We start from the raw sequence: 14809 nt of genomic DNA, 5'->3' as shown, positions 1-14809 counted from the left end.
TCTGAAAGGTTGCAGGGCGGGGGATGACGGAGCCAGGCAATGAATGTGTAATTGTTATTGATAATCACTACCATCAAGCGGCTTGATTGGTATCCTGTGCGTCCCCAAGTGACCATCAGGGGACTGAAGCTGGCGATCAGGTCATTGATCAATGATTGCCAGCCGCCCATCAGTGACGCCAGCCAGGTGCGACGTCATATGCAACAGCACAGGGAGACAAGCATGAGCAGCCAGACCCGCCGTGAACGCGACAGCATGGGTGAACTCGAAGTGCCGGCCAGCGCACTCTATGGCGCCCAGACTCAGCGAGCGGTCGATAACTTCCCCGTCAGCGGCCAGCCGTTGCCTGCTGCCTTCATTCGCGCCGTGGCGCGCATCAAGCTGGCTGCGGCCGAGGTCAACCGTGACCTGGAGCTGCTGGATGACGTGCGTGCCGAGGCGATCATCAAGGCGGCGCGCCAGGTCATCGACGGCGAACATGCTGATCAATTCCCGGTCGATGTCTTCCAGACCGGTTCCGGCACCTCGACCAACATGAACGTCAACGAGGTGCTGACGCAACTTGCCAATCAGCATCTGGGCGACAAGGACGTGACCGTCGGCGCCAACGACCACGTCAACATGGGGCAGTCGAGCAATGATGTGATCCCGACAGCCATTCATCTGTCCGCCGTCATCGCTGTCTCGGACACCCTGTTGCCGGCGCTGCGCCATCTGCATGAGGTGATCTCCCGCAAGGCCTCTGAGGTGGACGACGTCGTCAAGACCGGCCGCACTCATCTGATGGACGCAATGCCGATCCGCATGAGCCAGGAGCTGGGTGCCTGGCAGGCGCAGGTCGGGCAGGCCATCGAGCGCATCGAGCAGGTGCTGCCGCGCTTGGAGCGCCTCGCCCAGGGCGGGACTGCCGTGGGTAGTGGTATCAACGCGCATCCGGAATTCGCCGAGCGCATTGCCGACCGCCTCTCGCACCAGACCGGCCATGCCTTCCGTCCCGCCGAGAGCTTCTTCGCGGCGCTGTCCTCCCAGGACACGGCAGTCGAGCTCTCCGGCCAGCTGCGTACCTACGCCGTGGCGATGATGAAGATCAGCAACGACCTGCGCTGGATGAATTCCGGCCCGCTGGCAGGGCTGGGCGAGATCGAGCTTGAGGCCCTGCAGCCGGGCAGCTCCATCATGCCGGGCAAGGTCAATCCGGTGATCCCCGAGGCGGCCGCTCAGGTGGCGGCGCAGGTGATGGGCAATGACGCCACCATCGGCATCGCCGGGCAAAGCGGCAATTTCCAGCTCAATGTCATGCTGCCGCTGATCGCCAACAGCCTGCTGTCCTCGATCACCTTGAGTGCCAATGTCAGCCGCCTGCTGGCGGACAAGGCCATTGCCACCTTCAACGTGCGCCAGGACAACATCGAGGCACCGCTGGCCAAGAACCCGATTCTGGTCACGGCGCTCAATCCGGTGATCGGTTACAACGAGGCGGCGCGAGTGGCCAAGGTGGCCTATCAGGCCGGGCGTCCGATTCTGGATGTGGCCGAGGAAGAGACGGAGCTGTCACGCGAGGAGCTGGAGCGTCTGCTCGACCCGGCCAAGCTGACGGCGGGCGGTATCCAATAATCCGTCAATACATGACCTAAAATGCCGCCTGTCCCTGAACGAAAAGCCCGCCCCTCCTTGTCGGAGGGGCGGGCTTTTTTCGCTGCTGGCTCAGCCGGTTTTCATCAGGCGGCGCGTGCCAGCAGGCGTTCCTTGAGATAGTCGCCGATGCGCGTCTTCTGCTCATCGCTCAGGCGCAGCGTCAGCTTGGTGCGGCGCCAGACGACATCCTGCACCTCACGCGCCCATTCGTGCTCGACCAGGTAGTCGATCTCGGCGGCGCTCAGGCCGGCGCCGAAGTCCTCGCCCAGGTCCGCCTCGCTCTGCTTGCCGTCGAGGAAGTGCAGGCACAGGCTGCCGTAGCTTGAGGCGAAGCGTCGGGCGCGTGCTTCGCCGAGGAACGGGTAGTCGCGCTGCAGCTGGCGAGTGAAGGCTGCGCGGCTCTCGATATCACCCCCGGGCAGGGCCTTCTCGTGGGTCCACGGTTTGCCCATGCTCGGCAGCAGCGGCTTGAGGTCTTCAAGTGCCGATTCGGCCAGCTTGCGATAGGTGGTGATCTTGCCGCCGAAGATGGACAGCATCGGTGCGCCGCTGTCATCCAGGTGAAGAGTGTAATCACGCGTCATCGCGGAGGGGTCTGCCGACTCGTCGTCACACAGCGGGCGTACGCCGGAGAAGGTCGAGACCACGTCCTCGCGGCCGAGCTTGCGCTTGAAGTGATGGTTGACCACCTCGAGCATGTAGTCGGTCTCATCGCTGGAGCAGGCCACCTCGGAGGGGTCGCCCTTGTAGCGCACGTCGGTGGTGCCAATCAGGCTGAAGTCTTCCTGATAGGGCAGCACGAAGACGATGCGCTTGTCCTTGTTCTGCAGGATGAAGGCGCGGTCATCGGTGTTGATGCGCGGCACGATCAGGTGGCTGCCCTGGATCATGCGGATGCCATAGCGCGGCGTGCGTTCGGTGGCACCCTTGATGAAGGACTCCACCCACGGGCCTGCGGCATTCACCAGGGTGCGTGCGCGACGGATGAAGGTCTCGCCGCTGCTGACATCTTCAAGCGTCAGCTCCCAGTGGCCTTCGACATCACGGGCGCCGACACAGCGGGTGCCCGTCATGATCTCGGCGCCTTGCTCGCGCGCCTGCAGCGCATTGGTGATGACCAGACGAGCATCATCGACCCAGCAATCCGAGTATTCGAAGCCCTGATTGATCTCGCTGACCAGCGGGCTCTGCTCGCCGAACTTGAGACCCTTGGAGGCTGGCAGTGTCTCGCGCTTGCCGATGTGGTCATACAGGAACAGGCCCGCGCGAATCATCCACGCCGGACGCAGATGCGGCTGGTGCGGCAGGATGAAGCGCAGTGGCCAGATGATATGCGGCGCCTTCTTGAGCAGCACCTCGCGCTCCTGCAGAGCCTCGCGCACCAGACGGAATTCGTAGTGCTCCAGATAGCGCAGGCCGCCGTGGATCAGCTTGCTGCTGGCGGAGGAGGTCGCGCTGGCGAGGTCGTTCTGCTCGCACAGGGCCACGCTCAGGCCGCGGCCGCTGGCATCGTTGGCGATACCGGCGCCATTGATGCCGCCGCCGATGATGAAGAGGTCAAGAAGTGCATCGTTGTCGCGGGACATGGGCTGCTCCTGCTCGTGCCCGGCGCTACCGGGTGGGGCGAATGAGTCTGCACCGGCAAGGTGCGCGATAATGGGTTTTCGAAAGTGAACATAGCTTAGCAAAAGTCGAACATCAAGGGGATTCTTGTGCGCCGATGGCTTTCGAAAGTGATCATTTGGGCGAGTGTCTGGCAACTGAGGATTGCCTGATATTCAACCTGTTGTCTTGCCGGTGTTTTTTCTCAGTCTCTGATCATGCCGTGACATTTTCATGAAGCGCCTGGCTGTCATGTTGCCGCGCGGGCAGCGCAGACGATGCCCGTAGTGGCTGATCAAGCGTCATGACATGTCATGCGGAGACGAAGCGGTGTCACTGGGTAGCGGTAAGACAGCAGAAGTGCGGCTGTCGTCATCTGCGAGGGCTCATTGGTGCAAGAGCGGGCGAGGAGAATGGGGAAGGGGCGAGGTAGATGATGATGAGAGCCGGGCCAGGCTGCTCGTCGGCGTGTTGCCTGGCCCCGTGATCGCGAGACGAGTTGGTCGTGTTGGCTTGTTGGTGAGGTGACTGGTCGGTTGGATGGCGCGTCCCGGTGCTCAAGCGTCGCCAGTCTCGCTCGGCGACTCATCTTCAGCGACATGCAGCGCGACCTCATGCTGGCGCATCAGGGTCAGGATGCTCTCCGGCGGCTGGATGTCGGTGAAGAGCGCATCGAGCTGGCTCAGGTTGCCCTGGCGCACGACCGCATTGCGCTGGAACTTGGAGTGATCTGCGATCAGGAAGACCTGGCGTGAGTTGTGGATGATCGCCTGGGCGACACGCACTTCCTGATAGTCGAATTCCAGCAGCGAGCCATCTTCATCGATGCCACTGATACCGATGATGCCGAAGTCGACCTTGAACTGGTTGATGAAGTCGATGGTGGCCTCGCCGATGATGCCGCCATCGCGGGAGCGCACCATGCCGCCGGCCACGATGACGTTGAAATCCTCCTTGTGCTGGAGGATGGCCGCCACGTTCAGGTTGTTGGTGATGACCTCAAGCCCGCGGTGATCACACAGCGCCTCGGCCACCATCTCGTTGCTGGTGCCGATGTTGATGAACAGCGAGGCGTGGTCGGGGATCTGCCTGGCCAGGGCCGCCGCCATGCGCCGCTTGGCGCCCAGGTTCAATGTCTTGCGGGTGCTGTAGGCGGTGCTGACGGTGCTGGACTCAAGCCCCGCGCCCCCGTGCACGCGCTTGAGCGCACCGGCCTCGGACAGCTGATTGAGGTCGCGACGAATGGTCTGTGGCGTGACATCGAAGTGACTGGCCAGCTGCTCGATGGAGGCATATCCCTGACGCGTGATCAGTTCGACAATGGCGCGATGGCGCTTTGGCTGCATCATCCTGCTCTCTTGTTGTCAGCGGCTTGCGGATCGTGAGTTCACTTCATGTCAGGAAGCGCGCATCACGATTGCCGTTGGGGAGTGGGGTCGTCCAGTGAGGTTACATCCTAATCCAACAGGGGGGCGTCAGTGCAATTTGACGAATGGCGTCAGGGTGTTGCGAAGCTGCAACAGGCCATGTCGGCGCATTGGGCATGAGACCAAGGTACAATGATATTGATTGGTAATACGTTTGTGATAATGCGCATTTGGCGCTAACGTTTGCAGCGATATTCGAAGACGAACATTTAGTGTTCGGTTGTGATGGTTCAAGAGGAAGTGTTCTCGTTGCGCCTGCCAAGCGTGAAGAGGACAAAGCCAACCCGCTTTCTCCTGCCGCTCTCACATGATATCCGAGCCAATATAGTGAAGTACCGCAGACTCCGCTGACGTGTACTCTCAGAAGCAGCCTCGAAGCCAAGGACAGTCATAATGTCTAGCCCCAAGCCAGAGAAAGACTCTCGCGTCGATGGACCCACGCGCATTCTCGCGATCGACCAGGGTACCACCAGCTCCCGCGCCATCCTCTTCGATCGTGAAGGCGCGGTGACCGGACTGGCACAAGAAGAATTTGCTCAACACTTTCCGAACAGCGGCTGGGTCGAGCACAACGTCGATGATATCTGGGGGTCAGTGAAGCGCACCGTGCGTCAGTCGCTGATCAACACCAATGTCGGCGCCGAACAGGTGGCCGCCATCGGGATCACCAACCAGCGTGAGACCACCATCGTCTGGGACCGCGAGACCGGCGTGCCGGTCTACAACGCCATCGTCTGGCAGGACCGCCGCACCCACGAGTACTGTCGTGAGCTTTCCGATGCCGGTCATGGTGACATGATCCAGCAGAAGACCGGCCTGCTGATCGACCCGTATTTCTCCGCGACCAAGCTGCGCTGGATTCTCGAGAATGTCGAAGGCGTTCGCGCACGCGCCGAGAAGGGCGAGCTGGCCTTCGGCACCGTCGACAGCTATCTGATCTGGAAACTGACCGCTGGCAAGCGCCACGTCACCGATGCCACCAACGCCTCGCGTACCTGCCTGTTCAACATCGTCGATCAGTGCTGGGACAGTGAGCTGCTGGAGCTGTTCGGTATCCCACAATCCTTGCTGCCGGAAGTGCTGGACTCCAGTGATGATTTCGGCACTACCGATCCGCAGCTGTTCGGTGCGGCCATGCCGATTCGCGGCGTTGCCGGCGATCAACAGGCGGCGCTGGTCGGCCAGGCCTGCTTCACGCCCGGCATGAGCAAGAGCACCTACGGCACCGGCTGCTTCATGATCATGAACACCGGCGAGAAGATGGAGCTGTCCCGCAATCGTCTGCTGACCACGGTGGGCTATCGCCTCAATGGCAAGCCGACCTATGCCATGGAAGGCAGCATCTTCGTGGCGGGCGCGACCGTGCAGTGGCTGCGTGATGGCCTGAAGCTGTTTTCCGATGCCTCCGAGACCGAACCGCTGGCGCGTGCGGCCAAGGCCGACCACGGCGTTTACATGGTGCCGGCCTTCACTGGCCTGGGGGCACCGCACTGGGATCCGCAGGCGCGTGGCGCGATTCTGGGGCTGACCCGTGGCACCGGCATCACCGACATCGTGGCGGCCGGCCTGCAGTCAGTGTGCTATCAGACGCGTGACCTGCAGGAGTGCATGCTGGATGACGTGGCCATCAGCTGCGCGAATCTGCGCGTGGACGGCGGCATGGTCAGCAACAACTGGGTGATGCAGTTCCTGTCTGACATGCTGGGCGTGAAGGTGGATCGTCCGCGCGTGCTGGAGACCACGGCGCTGGGCGTCGCGTATCTGGCGGGCCTGCATATCGGTTGGTATGACAGCCTGGATGAGATCAGCGAGCTGTGGCACTGCGAGCGTACCTTCGCGCCGGAAATGCCGGAAGAGCAGCGCGAACGCCTCTACGCCGGCTGGCTGGAAGCGGTGGAAAGAGTGAAAAGCGACGGAGGCCACTGAGCATGTGGACCGATGTCATGACAGGCGAGTTTCTCGGCTGTCTGTTCCTTATCCTGTTTGGCGGTGGCGTGGTCGCCAATGTGGTGCTGTCTGACACCAAGGGCAATGGCTCCGGCTGGATCGTGATCACCACCGGCTGGGGCTTTGCGGTGATGATTGGCGTGTTCGTGGCCGTCTCGACCGGCTCGCCCCAGGCAGACCTCAATCCGGCGGTGACCCTGGCCAAGTACCTGCTCGGAGTGCATGCCACCCTCATGGAGGTGGCGCAGCATATCATCGCGCAGATGCTCGGGTGTTTCGCCGGTGCCGTGATGGTATGGCTGGCCTATCTGCCGCACTGGAAACGCACCAGTGATGCTGACCTCAAGCGGGCGGTGTTCTGCACGGATCCGGCAGTCGAGTGTCGCCTGGGCAACATGCTCAGCGAGGTGATCGGTACCGTGGTGCTGATCTTCGGTATCGGCGCCATCGTCGGCTCCGGCACCATCAGCGCCGGCCTGCTGCCCTATCTGGTCGGGATGCTGGTATGGGCCATCGGCCTCTCGCTGGGTGGCGCGACGGGCTATGCCATCAATCCGGCGCGTGATCTGGGCCCACGTATCGCGCACTCGCTGCTGCCGATCCACGGCAAGGGTGCATCCGGCTGGGGCTATGCCTGGGTGCCGATCGCCGGGCCTCTGGCGGGTGCCTTGATCGCGGCCTCCATGTGGCACCTGCTGCTGCTGTAACAAATCCTTGCCGCAATCTGCTGGAGCCGTCTCCTGCACCTGTGGCACTGTAGCCTGACTTCGCCCCGTCCATCGACGGGGCGAAGTGCTTTCAGGTCTGCGTCCTTTCTGGTCATCATGTGACGTCATGTTCACGTCCGCGTTCAGGGGGCGTGTTTATGCGGGCCTGTTCGTGCGGGCGAGAGATGGCGGCAGGCGACTTACAGGGGATGAATGGCGGAGGTCATCAGGATGTGGACTGACGTCATGACAGGCGAGTTTCTGGGCACCACCTTCATGATTCTGCTGGGAGGTGGCGTGGTCGCCAATGCGATGCTCAGAGGCACCAAGGGAGCGGGTTCCAGCTGGTTGATGATCAATGCCGGCTGGGGATTTGCCGTGATGGTCGGGGTGCTGGTGTCTACCTCGACGGGGTCGCCCTACGGCGATCTCAATCCGGCGGTGACGCTGGCGAAATATCTGCTGGGCATCCATGTCAGTGAGCTCAAGGTCGCCAGGATGATGCTGGCGGAGCTGCTGGGCTGCTTCATGGGGGCGGTGCTGGTATGGGCGGCTTATTACCCGCATTGGAAGGTGACTCGAGATCCGCTGCGCAAGCGTGCGGTCTTCTGCACTGACCCGGCAGTGAACAACAAGACAGTCAATGTCATCAGTGAAGCGATCGCGACGGTAGTGCTCATCTTTGCCATCGGCAGCATGGTCGAAAGTTCCATGGTCACTGATCAGGCACTGCCATATCTGATCGGTCTGCTGGTCTGGGCGATCGGTCTGTCACTGGGTGGGCCCACCGGCAACGCGATGAATCCGGCGCGCGACCTGGCGCCGCGTATCGCGCATTGGGTGTTGCCGATTGCCGGCAAGGGCAGTTCGGGCTGGCGCTATGCCTGGGTACCGATCGCCGGCCCCTTGCTGGGTGCCGTGGTGGCAGCCGGATTGCGGGGAGTTTTGCTGTAGCACCAGTGCACAGGGTGACGAGTCGAGCTTTCTGACTTTCAGGGTCGACGCCTCACTCCGATGGAGGGGGTGATCCGTGCCCTGTCACGGCAGTGCGCAATGTCGAGAAAATTTTTTATCATCAGGGGGTTGCATCAAAACGGGAGTTGCGTAGAATACGTCCTCGCTGACAGGGCAAAGCACTTCGCATCACACTGCTTCGCATTTCAGCATGCTGGCATAGGACCATAGCTCAGTTGGTTAGAGCGCCACGTTGACATCGTGGAGGTCGGCGGTTCAAATCCGCCTGGTCCTACCAGCATCGGCATTGATGGCAACATCGGCCACTTGATACAGGACCATAGCTCAGTTGGTTAGAGCGCCACGTTGACATCGTGGAGGTCGGCGGTTCAAATCCGCCTGGTCCTACCAAGCCGTTTCGCGGCATGTTTCAAGTGTTCTCGGGTCATCTGCCATACTTCAGGACCATAGCTCAGTTGGTTAGAGCGCCACGTTGACATCGTGGAGGTCGGCGGTTCAAATCCGCCTGGTCCTACCAGATTCCAGAAAACGCCCGGCTCACAGAGTCGGGCGTTTTCGTGTGCGTGTCATGAAAATTTGCCGTGTGACCGGCGCGTGATATCTGGCGAGAGTGGCACCGCTCAGCCAAGCGCAGTATCGAGGAATTCACGTGCCTCATCGAGCGCGGCATTGGCAGCGCTCAGCAGCGGAGCGAAGCCGACGAAGACATGTGGCATATCCGGCCACAGGCTCAGGGTGACGGGCGAGCCGCAGTCCTGTGCCTGGGCGGCATAGCGACGGCTGTCATCGAGCAGAATCTCGGCTTCGCCGCACTGGATCAGTGTCGGAGGCAGATCAAACAGGTTTCCCTCCAGTGGCGAGATGCGCGGGTCGCTCATGTCGGTACCGTCCTGCACGTAGGCCATGCTCACGAAAGGCAGCCGGTTGGGGTCGAGGATCGGGTCCACCTCGGCCTTGCGCGACAGCGAAGCGCTGCCCCAGCTGAGGTCGGTGGCGGGCGAGAAGGCGATTACAGCATCCGGCAGCCGCTCGCCTGCACTCTTGAGTGCATTCAGGGCTGCCAGTGTGAGGTTGCCGCCCGCGCTGTCACCGGCCAGCAGCAGGTGGTCCTGCGGGTATTCGTCACACAGCCAGCGCCACGCGGCCAACACGTCCTGCAGGCCGGCCGGGAAGGCGGCCTCTGGCGCGAGACGATAATCCAGGGTGTAGGTCTCGGCGCGTGCCGCACGGCCCAGACGGCTGGCCAGCGGGCGATGACCGGCAGGTGAGCCTGCGATCCAGCTGCCACCATGCACATACAGCAGGCGACGCGGGCGGGCTGGTACGTCATCGGGTGCTGGCAATACCTCACAGACACGCTCTCCCTCGCCACCCGGCACCATCATGAGACGCGGTGTCACGCCAGTGTCGAGAATGCTGGCATCGGCGGCGAAGTAAGCCTCAAGCAGGGTGCGCTTGGCGCCGAGGTCATTGCCGGTGCGTGCGGTGAAGGCCTTGATGCGCTCAAGGTGCGTGATGACCCGATCAAGCCCGGCGTGGGCGTCATCGTGATTCTGGAGGGAGGCTTCTGCATGAGGAGGTGCGGTCGCTGGCATGTTCTGCTCCTGTCAGATCAGAGGAGCTTTCACGTTACACCTCGGCGAGAGTTGCGCAAGTGGCAGGCTGGCAACAACGCAGACCGCCCGCGGTGCGGGTAAGCACGGCGGGCGGCAGGGCAGGAAACTGCAGGTCAGACAGGCTTCTGTCGGCAGTCTTTTGCGGACGGCCTTCTGAAGCGGTCGTCTTCAGACGCTCTTCTTCAGGTGCTCTTCTTCAAGCAGGCACGCTGTCGAAGTCGCTGGAGGCGATGAAGACCTCGACCAGGCGCTCGATGCCGGCCTGATCCTGCTCACTGAAGCGCTCGGGGCTGGGGCTGTCCAGGTCCAGCACACCCCACACTACCTGCTCACCGTCCTGCTCGATGATCACCGGGACTACCAGCTCGCTGCGTGAGGCGGCGTCGCAGGCGATATGCCCCGGGAAGGCGTGCACGTCAGCGACACGCTGGGTGGTGCGCTCAGTGGCGGCGGCACCACATACGCCCTTGGTGAAGGGAATCGGATGGCAGGCCGGCTGACCCTGGAACGGCCCCAGGTGCAGGATTTGCGGCTGACGTTGCACATAGAAACCTGCCCAGTTGAGGTCTTCCACCGTCATGTTGATGAAGGCAGCCGTCTGGGAGGCGTTGGTCAGCCAGTCGCGAGTGTCGAGGATGGCGTCCAGCTGGCGGGCCAGCAGTGAGTAGTCAGGGCGAGTGGCCATTGGGGCTCCTGTGGGGTAGGTAAGATTGCGATATGGCGCAGGAATGCGGTCGCGGGTCGGCTGTTTCAAGCACGTCCTGCGCGCGCCCTTGCACCGCATCGGTATCTGAACGTGATGGGGTGGTTCATCAGTCAGATGCAAAAGCGCCGACCAGTGGTCGGCGCTTCGCGTTCAGGCGTCTGTCAATGACGTGGGGTGAGGCTTACTTCCAGCCCGGTACCGCCGCGCCCTTGAACAGCTCTTCCGCCTTGGCTTCGACTTCCGGCGTCTGGTAGGCCTTGACCAGCTTCTGCACCTTCTCGCTGTCTTCATCGCCCTGACGCACGACGATCAGGTTGACGTACGGGGACTCGGCGCCTTCACGGATCAGCGCGTCTTCCGGCTTCAAGCCAGCCGGCTGGGCGAAGGTGTTGTTGATGAAGGCCAGGTCGACGTCCGGCAGGATGCGCGGCAGCTGGGCAGCCTCGATTTCCTTGAACTGGTAGTCATGCGGGTTCTTGGCGACATCGATCGGGGTCGCTTCGAGGTTGCTCTTGTCGGTCAGCTCGATCATGCCCAGGTCGTGCATCAGGATCAGGGAGCGGCCTTCGTTGGACGGATCGTTCGGCAGGGCGATGGTCGCGCCGTCCGGCAGTTCGCTGATGTCTGCGTACTTCTCGGAGTAGGCGCCGATCGGGTACACGAAGGTCTTGCCGGCGCTGGCGAACTCGTAGCCACGCTCACGCACCATGGATTCCATGTACGGCTGGTGCTGGTAGGCGTTGGCGTCCAGAGAGCCATCGGCCAGCGCGGCGTTCGGAGACACGTAGTCAGTGAACTCGGTGATCTCGACGTTCAGGTCGTACTTTTCCTTGGCGATCTCGGCCGCGACCTTCATCACCTCGGTTTCCGGGCCTGCGACGGTACCCATCTTGAGGGTGTTCTCGTCGGACGCGTCGTTGCCGCAGCCTGCCAGCAGAGTGGCGCCGAGCAGAGTGGCAGCACCGGCAAGGCGCAGTGGGGAAGAAAGCGTGTTCAGCATGTTGCGCATCGATGTTCTCCTTGTGATCCGACGTGACCGGCGGGGTCCGCGGGATGTTATGAGTGACGGCTCCTTGTGATGAGTCGTCACGATACCGAAAGCCATGTGATTTGTAGATCGAACGCCACTGGTGGGTTCGTCACCGCTCATGGAACGATGCTTACTTGTGGTTCGACTTGCGCACCAGATGGTCGCCCAGGCTCTGGAAGCCCTGCACCATGACGACGAGGATGACCACGGTCACCAGCATCACCATCGGGTCGAAGCGGTTGTAGCCGTAGCGGATGCCAAGATCCCCCAGGCCACCGCCACCGACGGTGCCGGCCATGGCGGAATAGCTGATCAGCGTCACCACGGTGATGGTCAGGCCATTGATGATGCCGCCGCGTGCTTCCGGCAGCAGCACCTTGGTGATGATCTGCATCGGCGTGGCGCCCATGGCCTGTGCGGCCTCGACCAGCCCCGGGCCGACTTCATTCAGCGCGCCTTCGATCAGGCGGGCGACGAAGGGAATCGAGGCGATGGTCAGCGGCACGATGGCGGCATTGGTGCCGATCGAGCTGCCCGCGATCAGACGCGTCAGCGGGATGATCGCCACCATCAGGATGATGAACGGCACCGAGCGGCCGATGTTGGTGATGATGCTCAGCACGCTGTTGAGTGCCGGGCGCGCCAGAATCTGGCCGGGGCGCGAGGTGTAGAGTGCCACGCCCAGTGGAATGCCGAGTGCCGCGGAGATCAGACCTGCCACCGCGACCATGTACAGGGTCTCGAGGGTGGAGGACAGGACGAGTTCAAGCAGTGCGGGTGACATGACCGAGCACCTCCACTTTCAGGTCGTGGGATTCGAGATAGTCGAGCGCTTGCCGGGTCTGGGTGCTGTCGCCCATCAGTTCGGCGATCATCAGGCCCAGGGTGCGGTCCTGGATGGATTCCACCTTGGCCTGCAGGATGCTGACATCCACCTGGCATTCACGCGCCAGGCGCGAGATCAGCGGCGTGGAGACGGCGTCGCCGCTGAAGGCCAGGCGCACCACCGGGTGGGTGTGCGGGCCCGCGGTGGCTTCGAGGCGCTCGACCAGCGCACGCGGCGGCTCAAGCTCCAGGAAGTCATTGAGGAACTCGCGGCCCAGGCGGGTCTGCGGCGCGGTGAAGAAATCGCCCACCGAGGCCACTTCCACCAGTTCACCGCCGCTGATCAAGGCGACCTGATCGCAGATGCTCTTGACCACTTCCATCTCGTGGGTGATCAGCAGGATCGTCAGCCCCAGCTTGGTGTTGATGTCCTTGAGCAGCTCGAGAATGGACGTGGTGGTCTGGGGGTCGAGTGCCGAGGTGGCCTCGTCGCACAGCAGCACCTTGGGCCGGCTGGCCAGCGCACGGGCGATGGCCACACGCTGCTTCTGGCCGCCAGACAGCTGGGCAGGGTACTGGCCGGCCTTGTCGCTCAGACCGGTCAGCTCCAGCAATGGCTCGACGCGCTTGCTGATCTCGTCTTTCGAGATGCCAGCCAGCTCCAGTGGCAATGCCACATTGGCGAAGACCGTGCGTGAAGAGAGCAGATTGAAGTGCTGGAAGATCATGCCGATCTGGTGGCGAGCGCTGCGCAGGGTGGACTCGTCGAGCTCGGTCAGCTCCTGGCCATCGACGACGACGCTACCGGCGGTGGGCCGTTCGAGCAGGTTGACGCAGCGAATGAGGGTCGACTTGCCGGCACCGGACAGGCCGATGACACCGGTAATGGCGCCCTGAGGAACCGTGAGGCTGGCATCCTTGAGCGCGACCACGGCCTTGTCACCACTGCCGTAAGTCTTGGAGACGTTCTTGAGTGTGATCATGGGGGTCCGAGTGGTTAAGGCACCATCCGGATTGCGGGCGAAGGTCTGTAGAAGACAGAGCGTTCTGCCGACGTCTGCGCACATGGCAGACAGCGAAGAGGGGAGCGATCCAGTGGGGAGAAAAAAGACCACCCAAGACGGGTGGCCATCAACGCTGGACACACCCTTTTAGCAGAACTTGCACCTCGTGAGACCAGCTCTCGTGGTGGGCGCCCGCAATCCGGGTACAAATCGGCGCCAAACAGATTTGAGGCGCATTCTATCAGTCACCTTGGGGGTGTCAACGACTTTGGTCTTGCGCCGGGCGTTTATTCGAACTGGCGTTCGATATGGTAATTTGGCGATACGCTCTGTAAGCCATTTCTTACAAGCATCTGGTCGTGGCAAGGGTTTCAACGGCTATCAATGGCTTTCCTGTCTTGACGGTCAGTCGGGTATGAGTTGCGGCCTGCTATCGCTGCTCTGTGTTCGCGGTGGCGGCTGCACGTGCCCGCGGTGGGTGGCGAGGGCGGCAACGCCGCGCAGCCCAACGGTCGATAACGCCAGCATGTCGACGGCAAGTCCACCATGCTAGGATTTCGGCTGGGCATGCCGGTCATCTCGCTGCTGCATGCCGTCCCTTATTCACGGCTTCTCGACAGCAAGAAGCAGCAGTGCAAGGAAAGATCACGCATGTTCACGGGTATCGTACAAGGCATGGCGGAAGTGGTGGCCATTGAGGAACGCACTGACTTTCGCACGCATCAGGTCCGGTTGCCGGCGGGGCTGGAGGCGGGGCTGGAGCTGGGGGCCTCGGTGGCCCATAACGGTTGCTGTCTGACCGTGACGGCGCTTGAGGGCCAACTGGCCAGCTTTGACCTGATGCGCGAGACGCTGCGTCTGACCAATCTGGGCGAGCTCGAGGTGGGCAGCGTCGTGAACGTGGAGCGAGCGGCACGCTTTGGCGACGAGATCGGTGGGCACTCGATGTCCGGGCACGTGATGGCGATGGTGACCATCGATGCCATCGAAGCCACTGCCGACAATCGTCGTATCTGGTTCCAGGCGCCGGCCGAGCTGATGCGTTTTCTGTTCGACAAGGGCTATGTGGGTCTTGACGGTGTCAGCCTGACGATCGGCGAGGTGCAGGGTACGCGCTTCTGCGTCAATCTGATTCCCGAGACGCTCGAGCGCACCCTGATGGGAGTCCGTGCCGTCGGGGATCAGGTCAACCTTGAAGTCGACCCGCAGACGCAAGCCATTGTCGAGACCGTCGAGCGGGTCATGGCCTCCCGTCTGGCATGAGGCTTGCAGGTCTGCAGCGGATCACCTCACTGGCAGGATGCCAGTACTCGTCTGACTGGTCAGGAAATATGC

Annotated in this window: 12 protein-coding genes and 3 tRNA genes; 8 read left to right on the top strand and 7 right to left on the bottom strand. The window is 62.2% G+C overall.

The features are described from left to right. Positions 1 to 222 precede the first annotated feature (222 nt). Positions 223 to 1614, top strand: coding sequence for a class II fumarate hydratase (locus FLM52_11990; GenBank protein NVN56501.1), 1392 nt, complete (start codon positions 223 to 225; stop codon positions 1612 to 1614). A 104-nt stretch (positions 1615 to 1718) separates the two neighbouring features. Here the strand turns inward: FLM52_11990 and FLM52_11985 are convergent, their stop codons facing one another. Both FLM52_11985 and FLM52_11980 read right to left on the bottom strand, forming a co-directional pair. Further along, a complete protein-coding gene (locus FLM52_11985) occupies positions 1719 to 3221 on the bottom strand; it encodes a glycerol-3-phosphate dehydrogenase (GenBank protein NVN56500.1) in 1503 nt (500 codons plus the stop codon). 573 nt (positions 3222 to 3794) lie between these two features. Then, positions 3795 to 4586, bottom strand: a complete 792-nt coding sequence (locus tag FLM52_11980) for a DeoR/GlpR family transcriptional regulator (GenBank protein ID NVN56499.1) — start codon at positions 4584 to 4586, stop codon at positions 3795 to 3797. A gap of 471 nt (positions 4587 to 5057) precedes the next feature. On the opposite strand from FLM52_11980, the gene glpK reads away from it, so the two are divergent. The 6 genes from glpK (at position 5058) to FLM52_11950 (ending at position 8810) form a co-directional block, all read left to right on the top strand. Continuing rightward, complete coding sequence (glpK, locus tag FLM52_11975; protein NVN56498.1) at positions 5058 to 6590, top strand: glycerol kinase GlpK; 1533 nt, start codon at positions 5058 to 5060, stop codon at positions 6588 to 6590. A gap of 2 nt (positions 6591 to 6592) precedes the next feature. Beyond that, complete coding sequence (locus FLM52_11970; protein NVN56497.1) at positions 6593 to 7318, top strand: aquaporin family protein; 726 nt, start codon at positions 6593 to 6595, stop codon at positions 7316 to 7318. A gap of 231 nt (positions 7319 to 7549) precedes the next feature. Next, positions 7550 to 8272: an aquaporin family protein gene (locus FLM52_11965; protein ID NVN56496.1), complete on the top strand. Its 723-nt coding sequence runs from the start codon at positions 7550 to 7552 to the stop codon at positions 8270 to 8272. 221 nt (positions 8273 to 8493) lie between these two features. Continuing rightward, positions 8494 to 8570, top strand: a tRNA-Val gene (locus tag FLM52_11960). Between the two features lie 36 nt (positions 8571 to 8606). Further along, positions 8607 to 8683: transfer RNA gene (locus FLM52_11955), tRNA-Val, on the top strand. A gap of 50 nt (positions 8684 to 8733) precedes the next feature. Next, positions 8734 to 8810 (top strand) — tRNA-Val (locus FLM52_11950). Between the two features lie 103 nt (positions 8811 to 8913). On the opposite strand, the gene FLM52_11945 is transcribed toward FLM52_11950, so the two are convergent. From FLM52_11945 to FLM52_11925, 5 genes are all read right to left on the bottom strand, one after another. Continuing rightward, a complete protein-coding gene (locus FLM52_11945; GenBank protein NVN56495.1) occupies positions 8914 to 9888 on the bottom strand; it encodes an alpha/beta hydrolase in 975 nt (324 codons plus the stop codon). Positions 9889 to 10105: 217 nt separating this feature from the next. Next, complete coding sequence (locus FLM52_11940) at positions 10106 to 10594, bottom strand: GAF domain-containing protein (protein NVN56494.1); 489 nt, start codon at positions 10592 to 10594, stop codon at positions 10106 to 10108. 202 nt (positions 10595 to 10796) lie between these two features. Beyond that, positions 10797 to 11615, bottom strand: coding sequence for a MetQ/NlpA family ABC transporter substrate-binding protein (locus FLM52_11935; protein NVN56493.1), 819 nt, complete (start codon positions 11613 to 11615; stop codon positions 10797 to 10799). 160 nt (positions 11616 to 11775) lie between these two features. After that, a complete protein-coding gene (locus FLM52_11930) occupies positions 11776 to 12429 on the bottom strand; it encodes an ABC transporter permease (protein NVN56492.1) in 654 nt (217 codons plus the stop codon). After that, entirely contained in the window at positions 12410 to 13453 is a 1044-nt protein-coding gene (locus tag FLM52_11925; protein NVN56491.1) for a methionine ABC transporter ATP-binding protein, read from the bottom strand. Before FLM52_11925 ends, FLM52_11930 begins: the two co-directional genes overlap by 20 nt. Before the next feature lie 672 nt (positions 13454 to 14125). Between FLM52_11925 and FLM52_11920 the strand changes: the two genes are divergently transcribed. Beyond that, on the top strand, positions 14126 to 14737 hold the full coding sequence (locus FLM52_11920) for a riboflavin synthase (protein NVN56490.1): 612 nt from the start codon (positions 14126 to 14128) through the stop codon (positions 14735 to 14737). The last annotated feature ends 72 nt before the right edge of the window (positions 14738 to 14809 follow it).

It is taken from the genome of bacterium Scap17 (assembly GCA_013376735.1).
Lineage (GTDB): Bacteria > Pseudomonadota > Gammaproteobacteria > Pseudomonadales > Halomonadaceae > Cobetia.
This window is presented reverse-complemented; position numbering and strand designations above follow the sequence as displayed.